The sequence below is a fragment of the Collinsella sp. 4_8_47FAA genome (genome assembly GCF_000763055.1).
Lineage (GTDB): Bacteria > Actinomycetota > Coriobacteriia > Coriobacteriales > Coriobacteriaceae > Collinsella.
The window spans coordinates 395,222-417,613 of the sequence record NZ_KN214135.1 but is presented as its reverse complement, the minus strand read 5'-3'; the positions used below and the strand labels follow the sequence as shown (position 1 = coordinate 417,613).

Genomic DNA, 22,392 nt, shown 5'->3' with positions numbered 1-22,392 from the left:
CTCGATGGCTGTGCGGCGTCTCCCCCGATCCCCCGCGTCGAGCGGGAAGACGGAGCGGCACAGGCTCAACCGCGGCGGCAACCGGCAGGCGAACTGGGCGCTCTACGAGATCGCGATCAAGCGCATGGCATACGACGAGAGGACGAAGAGGTACGTGGCGAAGCGAACCTCCGAGGGGAAGTCCCGGAGGGAGGCGATCCGCTGCCTGAAGCGCTACATAGCGCGGGAGGTGTACCGCGTGCTCATGGACCCGAACCCCGACGGCGCCGCGCCGGAAGGCCCCGAGCTCGCGAAGATGCGCAAGGCGATGCGGGTGACCCAGAAGCAGGCCGCCGCGGGGCTCGGCATGTCCGCGGCCTCACTCGGTCACCTGGAACATGGGAGACGGCGGTCGACGAAACTGGAGAGGAGGTATTACGAGCTCCTGTGCGAATTGAAGGGAGCGCTCCCGCAAACTGCCTATTGACAACTTATAGGAGCGTCGGTTTTGTTGTAAAAAAGCCGGTCTGGTCGGCGAAACCCGATTTTTCCCCGCACTTCCGAAAACAGCGGTTCAGCAGCGCCAAAAAATGCCCTCAAAATCGAGAGTTAATGAACAGGTGTAGCCGTTCGCCGCAAATTACCGTCCGTTTATAGAACCCACCCCCAGCGCGCGTCCTCCTTACGGTTGAATAAATACACATCTATGGAATTACGTAAGAGAGGACCGTCCCATGAGCTACAAGACCGTTTGTGTTGCCGGCGGCGGCGTGTTGGGAAGCCAGATTGCCTTTCAGGCTGCCTACTGCGGCTTTGATGTAACGATTTGGCTGCGCAGCGAGGGCAGCATCGGCCGCACCCAGCCCAAGATCGATCATGTGCGCGAGGAGTACATCGCTGCTATCGAGGGCATGGCGGACGGTACTGGCGAGTGGTGCGCCGGTATCGCCGATAGCGACCAGCCCTTCGACAAGGAAGCGGCACTCGCCGCCGTTGAGCGTGCCTACTCCACACTCAAGCTGGAGCTCGACCTCGCCAAGGCCGTTGCCGACGCCGACTTGGTCATCGAGTCTATGGCCGAGGACACACAGGCAAAGATCGACTTCTACAAGAAGCTCGCCCCGGTTCTGCCGCAAAAGACCGTGATCGTGACGAACTCCTCTACGCTGCTGCCGAGCACCTTTGCCAAGTACACCGGCCGCCCCGAGAAGTACCTGTCGCTGCACTTTGCCAACTCCATCTGGAAGAACAACATGACCGAGGTCATGGCACAGGACCAAACCGACAAGCGCTATTTCGATGAGCTTGTCGGTTTTGCCAACGACATCCGTATGCTTGCCCTGCCCGTCAACAAGGAAAAGAACGGCTACTTGCTCAACTCCATGCTGGTGCCGTGGCTGCTTTCGGGTCTTGACCTGTACGTCTCGGGTGTGAGCGACCCCAAGAGCATCGACCTCGCATGGACGCGTGGTACCGGCGCCCCCAAGGGCCCGTTCCGCGTATTCGATACGGTGGGTATCCAGACGGCGTACAACATCGTCATGCAGTATCAGAAGGTCCCGGGCCTGGTAAGTCCGCTGCTCAAAAAGATGATGATGCCCTACAACTTCAAAGCCATGGCATCCGTCCTCAAGAAAATGCTCGACGAAGGCAAGCTGGGCGAAAGCTCGGGCGAGGGCTTCTTCAAGTACTAAAAAATAATCCGTCGGGGACGGAGGTAAACGGATCATTTTCGGCCGTCAACAGTGAGAAGATGGACCCAGAAATAGAAAGGAGTGGCAATGGGCCGGCTCGGGCTTTGAGGACAAGTTACTGCAGGCCCAGGGCGATTTTTGCTCAATGCGGGCCAGTATAGCGTGACGTATCTGCCAAACGACGAGACGATTGCGACTGGTCGCTACCAGGTGCTGCTGTACGACAACAACTTTGGTGCGGCCGAAAGCTATCCCAAGTTCGACTGGGGTCAGCTGGGCGCCGCGGTGGTGACCGACTACAGCCGCGGCACGCATTCGTTTGGGTGCATCTTTACAGTGGACGAGACGGCGCGCACCTACGAGCTCGAAGACCAGATCGCGGTGCCGTTCTCGGGCTACGTCAGCAGTGCGCAGCGCGTCGGCAATTCGAACAGCATGCTCGTGGCATCGGGCATGGCCAAGACCTTTATCGAGTACGACCGCTACGGACTGCCCATCGCCACCTACGAGATGGAAGCCGAAAAGTACATCTACCGCGTGTACAAGTGCGACCTGTAGGGCCGCGCTTAGGGTTGACCAATGGAGTATGAAAACACGCCGTTCACCGATGCCCCCTCCGCGAGTGACAGCCATATGGTTTGATGTCAGAAGCATATAGTTGTCACCAGCCTGCTGGCGACGTTCCCCCTGATATCGGAGGTTCCAGGTATGTTTCGCGCTCCGTTAAACAACTATCGGTTGGTCTAACATGGGTCGCCGTGCTACTTCGATAACCCTTGCAGTGGTCTGCCTGGCTGTGCTCCTGGGCGCTACAGGGCTGTTTGCTATAAGCCGGGAAACGTCCTATATGCAGGAATGCGCTTCCGAAGGGTTTGCCATTGACGGTTACTATCGGGACGACAAGACGAGTCTGGAAACCCTGGCCTTTCTTGAAGAGGATAACCATCGGTGGCAACTGGTCGACAAAGACGGCAGCTGCGTTGACGGGCAGTTTAAGCGTACGGATGCCCCCAACATCCTGATATTAAAGAAGGAAAACGGCGAAGAATTCGGCACGGTTCACGTTGCGTATATATCGCGCCGACGCAATCAGGGGCAGATTTACCTAATTAGAAATACTGAGGTGACCCGATTTTATCTTGTGAGCACCGATCCGGCGTTTACGGTGGAGTCTGGCGATGTCGATGCGGACGTCTGATTCACGGCAATAAAACAGCGAGCGGGGCGCGGGTATGAACTGCACCCCGCTATTTGCTCGTGTCCGTATTGCGTCTGCGCCTCGTCATAACTTGCGTCTGTGTGAGCATTCATCCCGTGCCGGCATCACTTCACATCGAACTCCACGCGATCGAGCTCGGGCACATTGAGGTCGATGAGCTTGCGGGCGATGTGACGGTCGTGTGCCCCAAGCGTCTCGCCTGTCGTCACATGGGCGACAATCTCGCGCTCGACGATGCCTTCCTCATCGCCTTCGGTGGCCGAGGTTTCGACGGCGACGGTGTAATCCTTAAAGCCTGGCAGCACCGCCGCAAGCTCGCGCGTGGTTTCGGTGACGCCGTAGCCGTCCTGCACGCCGGACTGCGCCGAGCCAATAGACCCCGCCGTCATGACGATGCAGGGGATGGCAAAGACTACCGTGCCCACAATGATGCGGCGGCGCACCTTGCGTGATAGCTCGTCGACCTCGGCATCTTCCTCGGCAGTCACAATGCCGTCGCCGTTGAGGTCGCGCTTGAGCGGCACGCGCAATAGAAGCAGCACGGCTTCGGCAGCCAGCGCGATAAAGACCACGTTGATGCCAAATTCATAAAGCGCCGAGAGAAACAATGACCCGCTTGCGATGGCGATGCCATAGCCCGCCGCGCACAGGGGCGGCATGAGTGCGGTCGCCACAGCCACCCCGGCGATGAGCGTGGCGGGTTCCTGGTCGCGCGAGTTGCCCAGGCCGCCCGCAAAGCCGCCCGCGAGCGCGACGGCAAGGTCCCACACGGTCGGTGTCGAATTGTCGATGATGGCGGCCGTGGTGGTGCCAAGGGGCGAGAGCTTAAAGTACAACGTGGACGTGACCAGGCAAAAGACCATCTGCAGCGCGAGGCCGGCGACGGCCTCAAGGGTGATCTCGCGGTCGAGCGTGGCGATGCCGTATGCCATGGCAAGGACCGAGCCCATGAGCGGGCAGATGAGCATGGCGCCTACAATGGCGATATCCGAGTCGATATCGAGGCCGATGCTCGCGATCAACATGGCAATGATCAAGATGCATAAGTGTGAGCCAGTCAGGCGCGCCCCGTTTACAAAGCGCTTGCGAATCACGTGATAGGGCGCGCGTCCCTCGCGAATGTTGAATGCCCGCTTTAGAAAGCGGCTTGCGTTCTCCATGGCCTCGCTGTGGGCGGGGCGGATGCCATGGCGCCGATGATGGCGCTCGCGCAGTCGCTTGAGCTGTTGTTTATCGAGTTCCATGTCCACCTCGTATTGCCGTAGGAACGCGGGTGCGTTCGCAGCATGTACTCTACACCGTGACGGGCGGGGCGGTCATCTTGACATGGAACTTAGGCGAGCAGGCAAAGGAAGACACGCCACATACAAGTACTGCCGAGGGTTTCGGCAGATACAAAAAGCGCGGGGCCGGATGGTCTCCGACCCCGCGCTCTGCACGGGTGCGTTGTTGTTTGGTTTAGCCCAGCAGGCTCAGGCCAACAGAGACAAACGCCAGGATAACGCCGACGATGGACTCGCCACCGAGCAGGCCGCTGGCGACAACCAGGCCCTGCTCCTGGAAGGCGGCATCCTTGGCGGTCTTCTCCTCGTCCGAAAGACCGGCGTTGGCATCGCGGTGGGCTGCCCACTTGTCGTAGGCGAGCTTGACGCAGGAGCCCAGGAAGGCCGTGAGCGACATGTAGAACGGCAGGTACACGCCCAGGCCGATCATCATGGCCGGAATGCCGAGCCAGTACATGACGATGCCGGCGATAAAGCCGCCCGCAAACCACGGCACGCTCGGGATGCCCGAGACCATGGTGGCGACCACGCTTGCCTGTGCGGCCACAAAACTCTTGTCGGGGCCAAAGGCGTCCGGACCATAGGCGGTGACGAGCGCGACCATGACGGCGGCGGCGACCAGGGCGCCCACGATGCCGCCAATGGCCTGGCCGACCCACTGCGCGCGCGGGTTGGTGCCCAGCACGGCGCCGGCCTTGAAGTCGTTCATGACGTCGCCCGCAAGGCCGCACGCCACGGCCACGATGCCGGCGATAAAGAACAGCTTGACCTGAGCGAGCTGCGCGAAGGCGGCAACGATGAGCATGACGATGAGGCCGAAGATCTCCATGGGGTCGATGCCCGTCTGGCCGCAGCTCTGCGCGCTCATGATGGTGGTGACAAAGGTGAACAGCGTGACGATGACGGCCGGAACGGGGCCAAGGTCGAGCACGATGGCGATGATCACGGCGATGGCGGCAGCGCCCAGGCCGATGATACCGGCGTCGAGTTTAAGGGAGCCCGAGATGAGCGACTGCTCGTCGGTGTCGGTGGAGCTGTCGGCGGCGAGGCCGCGGACGATACCGGCGACCTGCGGAAGGATGTCCTTGAGGACGACGGCGACGCCAAAGCCCATCATGAGGCCCATACCCAGGGACTTGACGATGCCCTGTGCGGTCATAACGTCAAACAGACCGGCAGCGGTGCCGCCGACGATGATGCCAAAATTGCCCAGCAGCGCGCCGGCAAACCAGAACGCGACGGGGGCGAAGCCCACCAAAAAGCCGATGGACAGCAACATGGGCGAGTTGTAGATGGCAAAGGTCACGCCGGGGATATTGAGCGTGCACAGCATGCTGGGCACCACGCCCAGAGCGTCGCGAAGCACGCTGTAGATGCCTGCGATGGCCATGGAGCCAAAGAGCTGCTTGCCGGTCTTGCCGCCGGCCTCGGTGGCGCGCAGGGTCTGAGCTGCGGCGTTGCCGGTGGGGAACTCCAGTGCGGCGTCCACGATAAAGTGACGGTGGATGAGTGCCGTGGCCAGCAGGCCCAGGATAGTGCCGGCGAGTGCCACGATAAACATGTCGAGCCAGCTGATCTGATCGGCATAGCCCAGCATCCAGGCGCCCGGGATGGTAAACGCCAGACCGCCGGCGACCATGGCGCCCGCGGACATGATGGTGTGGGTGACGTTGGCCTCGTTGAGGTTGGCGTTGCCCATGAGCTTCAGGAAGAACAGCGAGATGACGGCAGCGAAAATGATCGGCCAGGGGAGGGCGCCCATCTTGAGGGCGGTATAGGCCGAGCTTGCCGTGATGATCACGCAGCCAAGGACGCCGATGACGACGCCGCGCAGCGTGAGTTGCCCGCGCATCGAAGCACGGTTCGAGGGATTGCTCATATAGAACTCCTTTGCGTATATCCGCTTCCCCCGGGAGCGCCGTTACGGATACGGCGCGGGAAGTCGGGTTACCAAGGGCCGCCGCGTGAGCTCGCAAACGACCGCGCACCAGTATAGCGGCAAGCTAGTTATTTTGGGATGGCTGGTTTAGGTAGGCGATATACTGCTGGGCAGACGAAAGGAGCGCCGACGATGCTTGATGGGTGCGCATATATATTGACGGTCGACGTGGGCAACACGTTCATTCGCTTTGGCCTGTTTGCAGAGGATTCGGCCGCGGCGCAGGAATGTCCGCTTGCGACGTGCGAGATCACCACGCCGTCGAGCATCACAGCAGACGAGGCGCGCATGCGTCTCGTGCAGGTCATGGCCGCACTGGCGGCCGATGCGGGCATGCCGGGTGCGCTTGTGCCCGCGGCTGCTGTGCTGAGCTGCGTGGTCCCGGCGCTCGAGCGCCCGTGGAAGGCGGCACTTTCCCGTACCTGCTCGGGGCGCGTGCTCACGGTGGGGCCGGGCCTCAAGACTGGCATGCCCGTGCACTACGATGACCCGGCCGAGATCGGTCCCGACCGCATCGCCGACGCCGTGGCGGCCCGCGCCGTCTACGGCTCGCCGTGCATCGTGATCGACCTGGGCACGACGACCAATATCGAGGTCATCGACGCGCACGGTACCTTTGTCGGCGGCGTTATCGCGCCAGGCCTGGCCCTCGGCGCCCGTTCGCTTTCGGCGGCAGCAGCGCGCCTGCCTCAGGTTGAGCCCTCGGCGCCGACACACGTCATCGGCCGCAACACGCGTGAAGCCATGCGCTCGGGCGTGGTTCTGGGCGAGGTGGCCCGCATCGACGGCATGCTCGACATGGTGCTCGCCGAGATGCGCGCGACCAAGGCCGCGGGGGAGGGCGATGTGCCCATCGTCATTACCGGCGACGATGCCGAGGCACTTGCGGCCCTTGTCGGTCATAGCCTGACGGTTGATGACGCGTTGACGCTGCGGGGTCTCGCCGAGCTCTACCACATCAATCAAAAGCCCCGTCGCGCGTAGCGATGGGGCGGTGGGACAAAAACGTCTCCACCCTCCACCTGCTACAATGGGTCAAAATGTTGCGATTACGGAGGTGTCTGGCATGTCGGACGATCTTCATCAAACTGCGTCGGGCAAGCGCCGCGACGTTATTAGCTGGGATGAGTTCTTTATGAGCGTGGCCATCGCCGCGCAGCGCCGCAGTAAGGACCCCAACACGCAGGTGGGCGCGTGCATCGCCAACACCAACCACCGCATCCTTTCGGTGGGCTACAACGGTACGCCCTCGGCACTCAACGATGACTTTTTCCCGTGGGGCACGAGCGATGACCCGTTGCAGGACAAGCACAACTACGTAGTCCATGCCGAGGCAAACGCCGTGCTCAACTACCGCGGCTCGCTCAAAGACCTTGAGGGTTCCACGGTCTACGTCACGCTGTTCCCGTGCCACGACTGCGCCAAGATCCTGGCGCAGGTAGGTGTAGGCGAGGTCGTCTACCTGGACAACAAGTATGCCGATACCGACGACGGCCGTATCAGCCGCCGCATTCTCGACTCCTGCGGCATCAGTTACCGCCAGGTCATCGTCGATGTCCAGATTGGTACCGGGGGACAGGCTCAGCAGTAGCGCGTGCCAACGCAGCTGGCGTCAAAACAGCCAAAAGAGCCCCGTCCCAAATTGACTACTCGTGAAAGTCGCGTCTGCGCGCATGGACGGCTCGTGAGCGGGTACACGGCTGTAGTAACATAGCTTCTGTCCGCGGGCGTGCCCGCGTTATTGTGAGAAAGGAGCCCCTGTGGCTGTTAACGAAGAGCTGCTTAAGAAGGTTCTTGAAGAGATTCGCCCCAACCTGCAGGCCGACGGCGGCGATATGGAGTATGTGGGCGTCGACGACGAGGGCGTCGTTAAGCTGGAACTGCAGGGCGCTTGCGCCGGCTGTCCCATGAGCTCGCTGACCCTTTCCATGGGTATCGAGCGCATCCTGAAGGAGCACGTGCCCGGCGTTACCCGCGTCGAGCAGGTCAATGCTTCCGGCGAGGCCGAGGACCTGTACGACGAGTACGCGCCGTTCTAAGATGCGAAAGCTGCGGACGGTACGCTCCGCATAGACGTTACGTCCAAATATGCGGCTGCGAGCGCAAGGCCCGCGGCCGCATTTGTATGTAGGAAGCAGGGGGATCGATATGCTCAACGACCTCTACCATATGCTTGACCCCGTTGCGATCTCGGCGGGCCCCATCACGATCTACTGGTACGGTCTGGCCTATGTGGTCGGCGCCCTGCTCACGGCGGTCGTTATGTACCGCACGCAGCGTCGTTGGGGCTTCGACATCACGATCGATGACCTGACGAGCGTCGTGGTCGGTGCGGTCTTTGGCCTTATTATCGGCGCGCGCCTGTTTTACGTCGTCTTTTACGGCGATGGCTACTATTGGACCCACCCGCTCGAGATCTTTGCCACCAACGAGGGAGGCATGAGCTTCCACGGCGGCTTGGTGGGCGGCATCTTGGGCGGCATCATCGTGTGCCGCATGTATAAGCTCGACGCCTGGACCGTCGCCGACCTTGCCGTGATCGGCGCCCCGCTGGCGCTGTGCCTGGGCCGTTGCGCCAACTTCGTCAACGGTGAGCTGTGGGGCAAACCGACCGATCTGCCTTGGGGCGTGGTCTTTGGCGGCACCGCGGGCGATATGCCGCGTCATCCTTCCCAGCTCTACGAGGCGTTTCTTGAGGGCGTCGTGCTCTTCTGTATTTTGCAGGTACTCAGCCGCAAAAAGCCGCTACTGCCCCAAGGCACGTTTATGGGCGTCTTTGTGATGGGCTACGGCATCGTTCGCTTTCTCGTTGAGTTCGTGCGCGTGCCCGATGCCCAGCTGGGTTATCTGCTGGGCGGCGTCATCACCATGGGTCAGCTGCTGAGTTTGCCGCTCGTGATCGCCGGCCTGGCACTCATCATCTTCGCCCGTCGCCGCAACCAGCCCCAGCGCGTCTACCTGGACGCCTAACCAAGACCACCACAAAGGGGACAGGCACTTTTGTGGTGGTCTTGCCGAGCAACGATGACAGAACCGTAACGTTTCCCAGATAAAACCTGCCAAAATAAACCTGTCCCTTTTTGGCAGGTTTCTAGAAAGGCTTTCGGACTGTGAAGGATTCCGACCTCTCCACAACGGCTGCGCGCGACGCTGCCCGCATCGTCTGGTTTAAGCGCTACCCCGCCAAGCAGACGCTCATTGCATTTTTGCTCGCGCTGTTGGCGACCACGGCGTTTTCCATCGATCCCGCCCCGGTGTCGAGCAACGCGGTCTTGGCGATTGACCCCAAAGCCTCGGGCATGCTGTACGTGTGCTACGAGGTGCTCCTCTCGTTTGCCGGCCACACCGACGCGGTCATGCTGCTCGCGCTTGCCTGCCTGCTCACGCTGCCGTTTCGCTACGTTTTCTTTGGCCGCGGCGACGCTTGGCGTCCCTCGGTAGTCCTTCCGTCGCTGCTCTTTGCCGTCTGCATGGTGTTTGGCCGCAGCTACGACCTCACCGATTCGGCCGAGATCGTGCTCGGCGACAAGGCCCGCATCATCTGCGCCTGGATAGGCGGTGTGGGCTGGATGCTCTTGGCGGTCGTTGCCTTCTACCTTACCTTTGAGTGTCTAGATTGGCTGAGCTCTCGGCGCATTCCGTTTTCTGAAGCGCACTTTGGCCGCGTATGGCGTGTGGCTCACGCCGTGCTCTCGGTCCATCCCTTTGCCGGGCCCTTCCTGGTGCTTATGGTCGCCTGGGCGCCCACGCTCATCGCTTCGCTGCCCGGCCTTTTTATGGGAGATACGGGTGCGCAGATTCGCCAGTGGTTCAACTACCCCAACGGCACGAGTGACTACCTGCGTCTGCTCAATCCCAATGTGCTGCTCAACGGACATCACCCCGTGGTGCATACGGCTATCATCGGTTCGTGCGTCCAGCTGGGGCTTTCACTGTTCAACAGCGCCAACGCAGGTCTTGCCATCTACACCTGCGCTCAGTTCGTCATTACGGCCGCCTGCATGGCCTATTCCATCTCGTCGCTGCGCAAGCTGGGCGTGAGCCTGCCGGTCCGCGGCGTAATCCTGCTGTTCTTTGTGTTTATGCCCATGTTCTCCAACTACGCGGCCTTGCTTACCAAAGACGTGCTGTTTGCCGACGCGTTTTTGGTGCTGTTGGTGCAGACCGTGAAGCTCGTGGCCTGCGGCCCGCCCCGTCGCGATGCCAATGTCGAGCGTGCAGGCGAACAGAGGCCTGTGCTCTTTGCGCGCCACGACTGGCTGCTGCTCGCTCTGGGCGCCATGGGTTCCACGTTTCTGCGCAATGGCGGCCTGGTGTTTCCCCTGGCGGCATGCGTGATCGCGGCGGCGTTTTGCGCGTGGGACGCGCATGTGGCTCGTCGTGCGGCCAAACAGGCTGGTGCTGAGCCTTCGGGCGCCATCCCGCGTTTCCGCTGGGTGGGCGTTCTTGCGGTGCTTGCGCTCTGTCTTGCCTCCAATATGTACTTCACCAAGGTCTTTATGCCGGCGCACGACATCACGCCTGGTTCCAAGCGCGAAATCCTCTCGATTCCGTTCCAGCAGACGGCTCGTTTCGTCCAAAAGCACGACGGCCTCAACTCGGGTGTCAACCCCACGGTTAAGGAGGACGGCACCATCGTGGAGGCTCCTTGCGACGGCTTGGTGACCGACGAAGAGCGTGCCGTGATCGACCGTGTGCTCAAGTACGAGAATCTGGGCCGCCGTTACAACCCGGATAAGTCGGACGCTGTCAAAAATTGCTTCAACGAGTACGCCTCGCAGGAGGACATCAAGGCCTATTTTGAGGTGTGGGCCCAGATGTTCAAAAAGGATCCCGAGTGCTATATCTCGGCGCTCATCAATAACTACTACGGCTACTTTTATCCGAGTGCCCGCGATGCGTGGGTCTACAGCACGGTGCGCAGTGCCGAGATTATGGCAAAGCCCGATAACCTCAAGTACTTCGACTTCCATCCGGTCGATAGCAAGGTTGTGCGCTGGTGCGACCACCTGATCAACCTGTATCGCGTGGCGGTGCAGCGCATCCCGTTTATCTCGCTCACCATGAGCTCGGCCACCTATGTGTGGATCATGATCGCCGTGGTGGTCTATCTGCTACGTCGTCATTCGTGGCGCGGGCTGGCCATTTGGGTGCCGCTGCTGGGCGTGCTCGCCGTGTGCCTGATCGGTCCCTGCAACGGCTCGACCTACATGCGCTACCTGTATCCGGTCATCGCCTGCATGCCCTTTGCCATCGGCGCCACCATCACCCGCAGCGACCTCCTCTGGTCCTAATTTGGTGCAAAGGGGACAGGTTACTTTGCACCAAGGGGCTGTATCATCACGACGCCTTCATTTTGGGGTTTATCTCGCAGGCCAGTAGGTATATCATAACGACGTTTGTTTATATTGCCCGAGCATCTGCGCTGGGCTTTAGGTCGAAACCGATAGGAGACACGTATGTCCGGACACTCTAAGTGGGCCACAACCAAGCATCGTAAGGGCGCGCAGGACGCCAAGCGTTCCGCCCTCTTCTCCAAGCTGAGCCGCAACATCACCGTTGCTGCCCGTCTCGGCGGCGACCCGCTGCCTGAGAACAACGCCAGCCTCGCTGCTGCTGTTGCTAAGGCCAAGGCTCAGTCCATGCCCAAGGACAAGATCAAGTCCGCTATCGACAAGGCCTTCGGTTCGGGTGCCGACGCCGCTGTCTACGAGAACATCGTGTACGAGGGCTACGGTCCCGCCGGTGTCGCCGTCTACGTCGACTGCCTGACCGACAACCGCAACCGTACCGCCGCTGATGTCCGTTCCGCCTTCTCCCACGCTGGTGGTAACCTGGGCACCTCGGGCTCCGTCGCCTTCCAGTTTGAGCGCAAGGGCCAGATCGTCGTCGCCAAGGAGATCCTGGACGAGAACGCCAAGAAGGAGACCATGATCGCCAACGGTCCTGCCGGTGACGAGGATGAGTTCATGATGGCCATCGCCGAGGCCGGTGGCGAGGACTACGAGGACGCCGGCGAGGAGTGGATCGTCTGGACCGCTGCTAACGATGTCATGGCTGTCTCCAAGGCGCTCGAGGAGCAGGGCGTCCAGGTCAAGGGCTCCGAGACCACTATGGTCCCGACCACCCCGACCGAGGTTTCCGGTACCGACGCCAAGAAGGTCCAGCGCCTTATCGACCGTCTTGAGGAGCTCGACGACGTCCAGGACGTCTACAGCACCATGGATATGACCGACGAGGTCATCGCTGCCCTCGAGGAGGAGTAGCGCCCACACGGGTTAAGCCGTGCATATCTGGGCATAATGAAGCGAGCATGCAAGCCTCGTGGAATAGATGAGCCGGATCCGCGTGCGTACAGCACCGGACCCGGCTCTTTTATAATGATGCGAACCGTTTTGCATTCTGTGGACCGAAACCTGAAGGGAGCGCGCGTGCGCGTACTCAAACGAGCCCTAGCGATCGTGTATCTTGCCGCCGCCATCGTGGCGCTGGGTACGCTTGTCTGCCAGTTCTGGGGACCGTATACGTATCGCTTTATGCTGCTGCTGCGTGACGCCATGCCTCGCGTCGTCGTTACGGGGTGTGCCGCTATCGTGGCGCTTGGCGTGCTCATCGGTTTTTTCCGCCTGATGTTCGCGCGTCGCGAGCCGTCCTGTGTGCATCCGGCGGGGGAGCGCAATATCGAGGTCACGCTCGCAGCGCTTTCCTCGTGCGCCCGTGCCGCGGCAGAGTGCGATGATCGCGTGATGGTTGAGCATATCGAGGCACGCGTTCAAGGCTCCGACGAGTCGCGCGTTCGTTTTAAGGTCGAGGCCATCGCGCTCGATGACAAGGACGTTGCCGCTCTTGCCACCTCGATGCAGCAGCGCATCGAGAAGGCCTGCGACACCATGCTCGGCACGCCGGGCACGACCACGCGCGTCCGTTTTTTGCCGTCCAAGACTACCGTCCAGACCGTGGAGGTTTCCGGTGAGTGATACCAACCAAGACAAGACCGCCCGCACGCCGCGCCTGACGATCGACCAGAGCGCTACGCCGGCAGGCGAGTCCGCCGACGCCAAGCCCGAGGCCGGCGAGCAGCACGACAGCGCCGCCAACGACTTTGACGAGGCCATGGGTCTCATCAAAGGTACGGGCGCTGCTATCTGGAGCTACGCCGTGCGCCACCCCAACACTACGCTCGGCGCCTTGGCAGGCTTTATCCTCGCCGTGCTGGTACTTACGTTGGGCCTGTGGGACACGCTCGTCATCGCATTCTTTGTGCTGATCGGCGCCGTGATCGGCCAGATTCGCGACGGCGAGAACGGTATCGTCAACTTCTTCGGCCGCCTGTTTAGCGGCCGCTAATACGTATTCGACTGTCGCATCCGCGGCAGGCATAAGGAGGAACCATGGCTTTTAACACGAAGGTCGATGTAGCCGATACCGAGCTCGAGGCGAATGAGGCCGTCGCCGCCGAGGCGGAGGACGTAACGCTCGAGGACGAGGCACTCGTCGAGGCCGAGTCCGATGCGGACGAGGATAACGAGGAGATGGATGAGGAGGCGGACGAGTCCGAGGACTCGCTGACCTATTCCAACGGCGTGATCGAGAAGATCGTCGCCATGGCCACCCGCGAGGTGCCGCACGTCCTGGGCATGAAGGGCAACCTCATGCACTTTGTGCAGGAGCAGTTTGGTGCCGAGAACCTGACCAAGGGCGTGACGGTTGAGGTCACCGATGACAACCGCGTGGTCGTCAACATCTCCGTCATCATCGAGTACGGCGCCTATGCGCCTGCGATCTTTGACGACGTTAAGGCGCGCGTCACCGAGCGTCTGGCCGCGATGACCGGCCTTGAGGTGGCAGGCGTCAACCTGCGCATCGAGGATGTCATCACCCCCGAGGAGTACGAGCACCGCACCAGCCAGCACGAATAACCTTCCAAAAAGGGACAGGTTTGTTTTGGCAGGTTTTATCTGCGAAAACGTCAAACGGCCGGTCGCACGGATGTATGTGCGGCCGGCCGTTATTTGTATGCCCCCGATGCGGGCATACCGCTCGTCTAACTAAGGGTTGCAATCTTCGCGTTCCGCGTTACCCTAATGGGCGCATTGTTTCCAAATTGTTAACGAGGGGTTGCCGTAATGGCCGACGAACACGAGACCGAAAGCAAGGCATGGGCGATTGAAGCCGCTGCGGCAGAGGCGGCGTCGCGTGCCGCCGAGGAGATGCATCGTCCTCCGGTGGTGCCGATGGAGCGCGTTGTCGGTCGCGAGGATATCGAACGTGGCGAGCGCGCCGGCCGCAAGCGCAGCCAGGAGCCAGGCTTTCCGCGCTTTTTTGCCGAGCTCAATCTGGGCCTGGTCCTCACGGCCTTTGCCATCGTGGCCTTTAAAAACCCCAATCACTTTGCCTTCGGCGGCACCTCGGGCGTGTCGGTCATTCTTTCCACGCTGTTCCCGACTCTGCCCGTCGGCGTCTTTATGTGGATTATCAACGCGGTCCTGGTCATCCTGGGTTTTATCTTTTTGGAGCGCAAGGCAATCCTTTGGAGTGTCTTTGCCTCGTTTGCGCTTTCGGCCTACGTCTCGCTGTTTGAGCTCTTCATTCCGACGGATGTTTCGATGACGGGCGATATGTGGCTCGACCTGTGTTTTGCCGTCATCTTGCCGGCGCTGGGCAGTGCCATTGTCTTTGACATTGGCGCCTCGACGGGCGGCACCGACATCCTTGCCATGATTCTCAAACGCCGCACGACGCTTGAGATCGGCCGTGCCCTGTTGCTGGTCGATATCGGCATCGTGACCATCGCGGCTTTCCTGTATGGCCCGCGCGTCGGTCTGTACTGCGTGCTCGGTCTGTTTGCCAAGACGCTTGTGGTCGACAAGGCTATCGAGAGCATTCACCTTCGTAAGGTCTGCACGATCATTTGCTCCGAGCCCCTTAAGGTCGAGGAGTTTATCGTCAAGCATCTCAACCGCACGGCAACGATCAGCCGTGGCTATGGCGCCTTCTCGGGCAAGTGCGTCACGGTGATCATGAGCGTGCTGAGCCGTCGCGAGGCAGTGCAACTGCGCCGCTATACCCGCGAGATTGACCCTGGCGCCTTCATCACCATCGTCGATAGCTCCGAAATCGTCGGCAAGGGCTTCTGCGGCACGAACTAGCCCGGTCGTACCCTTCGAATCATTGAACAAACCGGCTACGTTGCAAATCGGTCATCTTGCGGTATTTGTCCCCACATTGGGCGATAATGATGCCAAAGACATCGTTTGCGATCCAGGTGATTCGCTCTAGATACGAAGGGATGATTTCGATGTTCTGTTCGCAGTGTGGCGCCCCCATGGGCGATAACGACAAGTTCTGCGGCGTGTGCGGTGCCCCTAATACCGAGGTTAAGGCCGCCGGTCCCGCTCCGCAAGCTCAACCTCAGCCGCAGGGTCAGCCGTTTGCCCAGCCGCAGCCGTTCGTTGCGCCCCAGCCGGCTATGAACGCGCCCAAGGGTTGTATGGCTCAGGCCTTCAACGACATGCTTAAGGTTCCCGGCGCCTTGGTTCGAGTATGCCAGATCGCCTTTTTGCCGGCGCTGATCTGTGTTGTCTCGGTGCTGGTGCTGTTTATCCCCGTTATCGGCGGTATCGCAGCGGCCATTGGCTTTTTGCTCGCGTACGTGGCAAGCGTGTGCGGCGCGGGCTTTGCCATCGAGTGGGGTCGTGACCTGTCGCTCAAGGATGATAACGGCATGGAGCGTCCGCTGCTGCGCTCGACCTCGTTTGGATTGGGCATTTTCTCGTCTGTCATTACCGGTGTGCTCGAGTTCGTGGCCATTATTCCGGTGATTGGCGTGGTGTTCTCGGCTATCGAGAGCGTCGTGATCGGTGCCGTCGGTTCATATTATTTCAATGGTTGGAGCGGTCTTGAGGGTGCCCTCATCGGTTCGATGGGGCTGCTTGTCTTTGCCATGATCGTGTCGGTGGTACTGGGCATCTTCTTTAAGATGTTTGGTGATGCCGCCGTGATGCACTTTGCCGTCGCGGGGCGCGTGGAAAGCGCGTTTTCGCTCGAGAAGGTCTGGAAGTCTTATAAGGCCAACCTGGGCAAGCTATTCTGCGCCTCGATTCTTCCCGAGTTTTTGACGGGCATCGTGTCGCACATCATCACGTGGATCTTCACCGCCATCTTTGGCGCCATTGCTACGTTTGGTATGTATAGCTATTACTATCGCCCCACGGGTCTTGAGGCAATCATCGAGGGCGGCGGCATTACGCTCATCCTGTTCTTGATGATCGTTGCCTTTGTCACGGTGTTCCTGACTGTGTTTGGCAAGATGCTCAAGTATCGCGCCGTTGGCTACTGGGCCGCGCGCTATGCCAGCGAGTGGGCCGATGAGGATGCCGACGATGTTCTGACGTTTGTGCTTCCGGGTGAGAAGAAGCCTGCTCCTGCGGGATTCAATCCCACGGCCGCCACTGGTGCAGCCCCTGCACCGGCACCCGCACCTGCCCCTGCTCCGGCACCCGCGCCCGCGCCTGCCCCTGCACCCGCGCCCGCACCTGCCCCGGCACCTGCCCCGGCGCCTGCACCTGCCCCGGCGCCCGAGGCGACGCCTGCGGAGCCCGATTGGGATGCCCTTGCCACGCCGGCGGATGAGCCGGGCGATAATCCTGCTGCCGAAAACAATCAAACCGAATAGTCGGTCGAGGCGCCCTGGGCAACTGAGCCCGGGGCGCCTTTTTCTACTGCGAAAGCAAGAAAATGCCTGGGAAAACGGTTGCAGTAAAATTTCTCGGAAATTGGCCAATGTTGCGCAACAACGTCGCGGCTATTGTTGAGAACATAGACGTGTAAGGTTTGAAGGCGTGCAACGCCTTAGGAAAAGGAGAGGCTTATGTTCTGTCCCACTTGTGGTTCTCCCATTTCGGATGATGCCAAATTCTGCCCTGTTTGCGGTTCTGCCGTCGGTGCCGCTTCCGCTGCTCCTGCTCCGCAGCCCGCGCCGCAGCCTGCACCTCAGCCCCAGCCTGCTCCGCAGCCCACGCAGATTCAGCCCACTCCGGTTCAGGCAGTTCAGCCTCAGCCTCAGCAGCAGTACGCCGGGCAGCAGCAGTACACCGGTCAGCAGCAGTATGCTCAGCAGCCTGCACCTGCCCCGATGGGCTATACTCCGATTAAAACCGACCGTGGCGTGATCGGCTGGCTCCTGCTTTCCATCGTGACCTGCGGCATCTATTCATATTACTTCCTCTATTGCCTCGCCCGCGACATCAATGTCATGTGCCAGGACGACGGCGATTCCACGCCGGGCATTGCCGCGTTCATCTTGCTGTCGTTTGTGACCTGCGGTTTCTATGCCCCCTACTGGTACTATAAGATCGGTAACCGCCTGCAGGCCAACGCCCCTCGCTATGGCCTGGTGTTCCAGGAGAACGGCACCACCATTCTTATGTGGCAGATTGTCGGTGCGCTCCTGTGCGGCCTTGGTCCCATCTTTGCCATGAACATCATCATCAAGAACACCAACGCAATGGCTACGGTCTACAACACCCGTCTCGGCGTGCGTGCCTAACGATCAAGTCGTCGTGAGTAATACTCAGGGACATAAGGGCGCGGTGGAACTCATTCGCCGCGCCCTTTCTTGCATCGGCGCGCTCTTTGTCGCCTGGCTCGCACTCTACCTGCTCGATATCGGCTGCGTGTTTCGCCTGATGACGGGCATCCCCTGTCCGGGATGTGGCATGACGAGGGCCTGGCTGACAGCACTGCGCCTCGATTTTGCGGCGGCCTTCGCCTATCATCCGCTGTTTTGGGTGGTGCCGATTGCGTTTGCGCTCGCGTTCGTGCGCGAGGAGGTGGCATCGAGCAAGCTAAAGCGTGGCATCGACATTGCGGTCGTTGTTCTGTGCGTGCTGGTCGTTGCCGTATGGATCGTGCGCCTTATCAACCCAGCAGACGCGGGCCTGCTCTTTGGTGGTCACGCTCCCGCCGGAGTTCCCACCGATATCATCCACTTCGAAACCCCACGCTGGCTCACCATTCTTCACTCTTGCCTGTCGTGACGGAGGACGCGCTAGAAAAGCGGTCGACACATAAGCGGGGGCGAACGTTGAGATAACGTTCGCCCCCGCTTTGCTATAGCCAGGTTGTTATGGGTGGGCGTGACGACTACTCGCCGTGCTTATCCTCGTGTCGAGCGGCGGCGCGGGCTTCGTGGATGCCCTTGATCGCGGCATGGCGGGCCGTGCGGGCATCATGGATGGCGTCACGAGCCTCGGCGGTCGTTGCCTTGGCAGAGCGCAACTTGGCGGCCAGATCGGGGTTGGTTTCGGCGACCGCGGTAATCGCGGGGCCGTCGAGCTCTTCTTGCGTGGGCTCGGCCAAAAAGTCGATGGCATACTGAGCGGCTACCATGGAGCCCTTGGCGAGCACGCTCTCGTCGATCTTGTAGAAGCAGGAATGTTGGGCGTACGTGGCACCAATCTTGGGGTTGCGCGTACCTACAAAGGCGAGCACGCCCGGCACGCGGCGCAGGTACTCCGAAAAATCCTCGCCCGAAAGCGTGCCGCGGTAATGGCTCTCGCCCGCGGGGCCCAAGCACTTGAGCACAGCTTGGCGGCAGCGCTCGCTCGAGGCGGCATCGTTTTCTACCTTGTAGTTGGCGATGGTGTAGTCGGTGAGTTCGGCCTCGGCGCCCAGAGCAGCCGCGGTGTGCTCCACGATGCGGCGCATAAGTTCGGGCATCTCTTCATGCGTCTTGTCGCCATAGGTGCGTACCGTGCCGGCGAGGTACGCCGTGCCGGCGATAACGTTGCGCGCGGTGCCGCCATGCAGCTCGCCGACGGTGATGACGGCAGGTTCGTAGGGGCTAATCTCGCGCGAGACGATAGTTTGCAGGGCGTTGACGATCTCGGCGGCAACCATAACGGCATCGTGGCCGCGCTGGGGCATGGCGCCATGGCACGAGGTGCCGCGGACGTCGATGCGGAACCAGTCGGTGTTTGCCATGCGTGGGCCGGGCTCGCAGCTTACGGTGCCGGCGTCGACCTCGCTCCAGATGTGCGCGGCGTAGGCGCCGTCGACGCCATCAAGTACGCCCGTGCCGATCATGAGCTTGGCGCCCTGGCCGTTTTCCTCGCTGGGCTGGAATGCGATGCGAATCTCGCCGTGGATGTCATCGGTCATGTGGCGCAGGATTTGCAGCGTGCCGAGCATCATGGCGATATGGCAGTCGTGGCCGCAGGCATGCATGCAGCCCTCGTTGACGCTGGCGAACTCCTCGCCGGTCTGCTCGGTGACAGGCAGAGCGTCGATATCGGCGCGCAGCAGGATACGGCGGCGCGGCGTGCCGTCCTCGCGGTAGGCATCGGGCGCGGTGCCGCGGAGCGTCGCCACCAGGCCCGTCTTGAGCGGACGCTCGTAGGGGATATTCATGGCGTCGAGCTGGTTGGCGATGTCGGAAGTCGTGCGCTCCTCGGCAAGGCTCAGCTCCGGGTGCTTATGGAAGTGCCGGCGCTGCTTGATGATGTAGGGTTCAAACTCGGCGGCGATATCCTGGATGGCCGCGGTGACGTCGTCTGCCGCGCGAACCTCGGTTGCCGCCATAATCTGCTGTGCCTTCGTCTTCGTCATGGTCGATTTGCTCCTTGTTGGCTCGATCGCAAAATCGTACAGGCTCTCTCCAGTATGCCACCTGCCGCTAGGGCTGGTAAAGTTGCCGTTTGCCGCTTGGGGTTTTGTTGCAAGGGCGGGGGAGTACACTCGGGAGTGTTGAATTTCCTGCCAGAGATGGGGACGCCCATGCAACATATCGATCGGATTATCTGCTCCAAGAACGTTTTTACCGCGCAAGACGGCATCGATACCGCCCGCGAGTTGGCGATCGCCATCGCGGGAGATTGTATCGTCGCGGTCGGTGCGCCCGATGACGTGATTGCCGCCGCCCCTGCTGCCACGCCGGTGGTCGACTACGGCGAGCAATTCATCTGCCCCGGTTTCCATGATGCGCACCTGCACTTCTTCCATACCTCGGTCGGTTCCTCGCCGTACATGCTCATGGATATGGGCACGTCAGAGGCGGCACTGGTGCAGCACGCGCTCGAGTTTTCCCAGGACCTGCCCGACGACGCCTGGGTCGTGACGCAGGGCTGGCGCGATTACCGCTGGGATCCGCCCGAGCATCCCACTAAGGCATCGCTCGATGCTGCTTTTCCCGATCGCCCCTGTGTTATGTATTCGGGCGATGGGCATACCCTGTGGCTCAACAGCCGCGCACTCGAAGCCCTTGGCGTGACACGCGACAGTGAGCCTCCGGCGGGTGGCAGTTACGACAAAGACTCAAACGGTGAGCTTACGGGTATTGCCCACGAGGCTGCGGCCATGCAGCTGCTGCCGCGCTGTCTTGAGTGGCTGGGCGAGGACCGCATCGCGAGCGCTTACGCCGACCAGATGAAGCGTATGGCCGAGCAGGGCATCACCTCGATCTGCGATATGTCGCTCATGCCCATGCCGGGCTGTGACTTTATTCGCGACGATGTTTACGACAAGCTGCAGGCCGCCGGCAAGCTGGGCATCCGCGCCCATCTGTTTCCCACGCTGCTGGATGACCAATCGCGCTTGGAAGAACTCCAGACCCGCTACGCGAACAATGCGCTGCTCTCGGCGCCAGGCTTTAAACAGTTCTTCGACGGCGTGTCGAGCGAGCATACCGCATACCTCACTGAGCCCTATACCAACCCGCGCTTCCCGGGCGACCAGGGTCGTCTGACGGTTCCTGTCGAGCGCATGCGCAAGTTGGTTCTAGCGGCAGCCGAGCGTGGCCACACCGTGCGCATCCACGTTATCGGCGACGGTGCCATCCATGCCGCACTCGATATCTTTGAGGAGGCGGCAGAGCTCTACGGTCTGCCCCCGCACGGCCATAATACGCTTGAGCATTTGGAGAATCTGCTGCCCGAGGACATCGATCGTCTGCGCAAGCTCAACGTCATTGCCTCGAGCCAGCCTTGCCACATCACGCTCGACCCGGGTGGCCCGGAGCGCGACCTGGGCCTGGAGCGCAGCCGCATCATGTGGCCGTTTGCGACCTATAAGCAACGCGGCATCCGCCAAGCTTTCGGCACCGATAGCCCCATCACGGCCGTTACCAGCATGAACGTGCTCTACACGGCCATCACGCGCCAAGACCCCCGCAGCCACTGGCCCGAGGGCGGCTGGCTCCCCAGCGAGCGCGTCGACGCGGCTACAGCTCTGCGCAACTACACCCTGGGCAGCGCTTACGCAGCAGGTGACGAGCAAAACCTCGGCAGCCTAGAGCCCGGCAAATACGCCGACCTGGTAGTCCTGGACCAAAACCCGCTCACCATCGACCCCCAAGAGCTGCAGGCCACCAAGGTTCAGGCCACCTACCTGGCAGGCAACTTGATTTACGAGCGCTAATAATCATGCCGTACCGTTAAACGCGGCTCGGGCAGCCTATTTTGGGATGGTGCTCGAGCCGCGTTTGTATATCGGTGGGGACCCGCTATGAGCGTCCCTGCTCTGCTTGATTTGAGCGTGGGGTGGGGGCGCTGCTGCCCCGCGCATTTAATTTGGACATCAGCAATGCCGTCTCTTGGTGTTTTGCATACTTTCCATTGCAGATTGCATAAAAAGGCTGGGATGTTCTTTCTGGTCCTGATGTACCCCCGCCCGGGCCGTGCAAAAAACGGAGTATTCAGCAACGCAAGCCCCGCCGGCGCCGCTGCAGTCGGGTAGCATCGCGGAGCTCGATGACATTTTGTGGTCCGGTACGGCGCGAAGTATGCCCATTTGTTCCAACGGGGTCTGCCCACCGACCAAAACCGCCCGCTGAAAGCATCCTTGGGACCAAAAAAGTATGTCCGGCGCGTATGCATTTACCCTGGCCTGCTGAATACTCCCAAAAATGCACGGTGCTCCCCGGGGGACCCGTGCGCGTGGCGAAAACCATGCCCATGTCGCTATCCGCATCGCCATTTTGCTGCACTGACTTTTCTGAATACCGGGCCCGAATTAGTTAACCTGGCTCCCGGGGCGGACCGGAGGGCATGAAGTTTGTCGCGAGTTCCGCACGCAAAGGAAAGCACTTAATGTGCTTTCCGTCTTGCGCAGGACTGTAGAGCAGCAAACTTCATGCCCTCCGGTCCGCCCCGGGAGCCACTGCTAAGTTATCCCCCGGCATTCAGAAAATCTAAGTGCCAAAAAATAAGATTTTTTGACTCCGTGTTGTATAACCCGCCATTCGTGGGTACCATTCAACGCGTACGCAAACAAAAAGGGTTA

The 22,392-nt window shown here is 60.8% G+C and carries 20 protein-coding genes and 1 pseudogene; 18 read left to right on the top strand and 3 right to left on the bottom strand.

Going from position 1 to position 22,392, the window contains the following annotated elements:
- From HMPREF9463_RS11350 to HMPREF9463_RS05200, 4 genes and pseudogenes are all read left to right on the top strand, one after another.
- Positions 1 to 244: pseudogene (locus HMPREF9463_RS11350) on the top strand (transposase); the annotation flags it as partial.
- Between the two features lie 469 nt (positions 245 to 713).
- Entirely contained in the window at positions 714 to 1,673 is a 960-nt protein-coding gene (locus tag HMPREF9463_RS05210; RefSeq protein WP_035137598.1) for a 3-hydroxyacyl-CoA dehydrogenase, read from the top strand.
- Positions 1,674 to 1,811: 138 nt separating this feature from the next.
- Complete coding sequence (locus HMPREF9463_RS05205; RefSeq protein WP_035137596.1) at positions 1,812 to 2,231, top strand: aryl-sulfate sulfotransferase; 420 nt, start codon at positions 1,812 to 1,814, stop codon at positions 2,229 to 2,231.
- A 190-nt stretch (positions 2,232 to 2,421) separates the two neighbouring features.
- Complete coding sequence (locus HMPREF9463_RS05200) at positions 2,422 to 2,871, top strand: hypothetical protein (RefSeq protein WP_148334172.1); 450 nt, start codon at positions 2,422 to 2,424, stop codon at positions 2,869 to 2,871.
- A 125-nt stretch (positions 2,872 to 2,996) separates the two neighbouring features.
- On the opposite strand, the gene HMPREF9463_RS10440 is transcribed toward HMPREF9463_RS05200, so the two are convergent.
- Both HMPREF9463_RS10440 and HMPREF9463_RS05190 read right to left on the bottom strand, forming a co-directional pair.
- Positions 2,997 to 4,136: a DUF389 domain-containing protein gene (locus tag HMPREF9463_RS10440; RefSeq protein ID WP_052044089.1), complete on the bottom strand. Its 1,140-nt coding sequence runs from the start codon at positions 4,134 to 4,136 to the stop codon at positions 2,997 to 2,999.
- A gap of 214 nt (positions 4,137 to 4,350) precedes the next feature.
- Positions 4,351 to 6,054 (bottom strand): OPT/YSL family transporter, encoded by a 1,704-nt coding sequence (locus HMPREF9463_RS05190; RefSeq protein WP_035137594.1) that lies wholly within the window; start codon positions 6,052 to 6,054, stop codon positions 4,351 to 4,353.
- Between the two features lie 192 nt (positions 6,055 to 6,246).
- On the opposite strand from HMPREF9463_RS05190, the gene HMPREF9463_RS05185 reads away from it, so the two are divergent.
- The 13 genes from HMPREF9463_RS05185 (at position 6,247) to HMPREF9463_RS10435 (ending at position 18,152) form a co-directional block, all read left to right on the top strand.
- Positions 6,247 to 7,098, top strand: a complete 852-nt coding sequence (locus tag HMPREF9463_RS05185; RefSeq protein WP_035137591.1) for a type III pantothenate kinase — start codon at positions 6,247 to 6,249, stop codon at positions 7,096 to 7,098.
- Positions 7,099 to 7,180: 82 nt separating this feature from the next.
- Positions 7,181 to 7,705, top strand: coding sequence for a deoxycytidylate deaminase (locus tag HMPREF9463_RS05180; RefSeq protein ID WP_052044088.1), 525 nt, complete (start codon positions 7,181 to 7,183; stop codon positions 7,703 to 7,705).
- A gap of 169 nt (positions 7,706 to 7,874) precedes the next feature.
- Positions 7,875 to 8,153, top strand: coding sequence for a NifU family protein (locus HMPREF9463_RS05175; RefSeq protein WP_035137589.1), 279 nt, complete (start codon positions 7,875 to 7,877; stop codon positions 8,151 to 8,153).
- A 109-nt stretch (positions 8,154 to 8,262) separates the two neighbouring features.
- The gene (gene lgt, locus HMPREF9463_RS05170; protein WP_035137587.1) at positions 8,263 to 9,084 is read left to right on the top strand and encodes a prolipoprotein diacylglyceryl transferase; all 822 of its coding nucleotides are present in this window, start codon (positions 8,263 to 8,265) and stop codon (positions 9,082 to 9,084) included.
- Positions 9,085 to 9,224: 140 nt separating this feature from the next.
- Positions 9,225 to 11,408: a DUF6020 family protein gene (locus tag HMPREF9463_RS05165; RefSeq protein ID WP_232219757.1), complete on the top strand. Its 2,184-nt coding sequence runs from the start codon at positions 9,225 to 9,227 to the stop codon at positions 11,406 to 11,408.
- 165 nt (positions 11,409 to 11,573) lie between these two features.
- On the top strand, positions 11,574 to 12,380 hold the full coding sequence (locus HMPREF9463_RS05160; RefSeq protein WP_035137586.1) for a YebC/PmpR family DNA-binding transcriptional regulator: 807 nt from the start codon (positions 11,574 to 11,576) through the stop codon (positions 12,378 to 12,380).
- 165 nt (positions 12,381 to 12,545) lie between these two features.
- Positions 12,546 to 13,091 carry an Asp23/Gls24 family envelope stress response protein gene (locus HMPREF9463_RS11345; RefSeq protein ID WP_035137584.1) on the top strand — a complete coding sequence of 182 codons (546 nt, stop codon included), beginning with the start codon at positions 12,546 to 12,548 and terminating at the stop codon, positions 13,089 to 13,091.
- The gene (locus HMPREF9463_RS05150) at positions 13,084 to 13,461 is read left to right on the top strand and encodes a DUF2273 domain-containing protein (protein WP_035137583.1); all 378 of its coding nucleotides are present in this window, start codon (positions 13,084 to 13,086) and stop codon (positions 13,459 to 13,461) included. The genes HMPREF9463_RS11345 and HMPREF9463_RS05150 overlap by 8 nt, the downstream gene beginning before the upstream one ends.
- Before the next feature lie 44 nt (positions 13,462 to 13,505).
- Positions 13,506 to 14,033: an Asp23/Gls24 family envelope stress response protein gene (locus tag HMPREF9463_RS05145; protein WP_035137581.1), complete on the top strand. Its 528-nt coding sequence runs from the start codon at positions 13,506 to 13,508 to the stop codon at positions 14,031 to 14,033.
- Between the two features lie 207 nt (positions 14,034 to 14,240).
- Complete coding sequence (locus HMPREF9463_RS05140) at positions 14,241 to 15,263, top strand: YitT family protein (protein ID WP_035137580.1); 1,023 nt, start codon at positions 14,241 to 14,243, stop codon at positions 15,261 to 15,263.
- A 149-nt stretch (positions 15,264 to 15,412) separates the two neighbouring features.
- Positions 15,413 to 16,789, top strand: coding sequence for a zinc-ribbon domain-containing protein (locus tag HMPREF9463_RS05135; RefSeq protein WP_035137579.1), 1,377 nt, complete (start codon positions 15,413 to 15,415; stop codon positions 16,787 to 16,789).
- A 195-nt stretch (positions 16,790 to 16,984) separates the two neighbouring features.
- On the top strand, positions 16,985 to 17,662 hold the full coding sequence (locus HMPREF9463_RS05130) for a DUF4234 domain-containing protein (protein WP_035137577.1): 678 nt from the start codon (positions 16,985 to 16,987) through the stop codon (positions 17,660 to 17,662).
- A gap of 13 nt (positions 17,663 to 17,675) precedes the next feature.
- Positions 17,676 to 18,152, top strand: a complete 477-nt coding sequence (locus tag HMPREF9463_RS10435) for a DUF2752 domain-containing protein (RefSeq protein WP_198019926.1) — start codon at positions 17,676 to 17,678, stop codon at positions 18,150 to 18,152.
- Between the two features lie 106 nt (positions 18,153 to 18,258).
- Here HMPREF9463_RS10435 and HMPREF9463_RS05120 read toward each other — a convergent pair whose 3' ends face one another.
- Positions 18,259 to 19,722, bottom strand: coding sequence for a M20 family metallopeptidase (locus HMPREF9463_RS05120; RefSeq protein WP_052044086.1), 1,464 nt, complete (start codon positions 19,720 to 19,722; stop codon positions 18,259 to 18,261).
- 168 nt (positions 19,723 to 19,890) lie between these two features.
- On the opposite strand from HMPREF9463_RS05120, the gene HMPREF9463_RS05115 reads away from it, so the two are divergent.
- On the top strand, positions 19,891 to 21,528 hold the full coding sequence (locus HMPREF9463_RS05115) for an amidohydrolase (RefSeq protein WP_035137574.1): 1,638 nt from the start codon (positions 19,891 to 19,893) through the stop codon (positions 21,526 to 21,528).
- Positions 21,529 to 22,392: the final 864 nt, after the last annotated feature.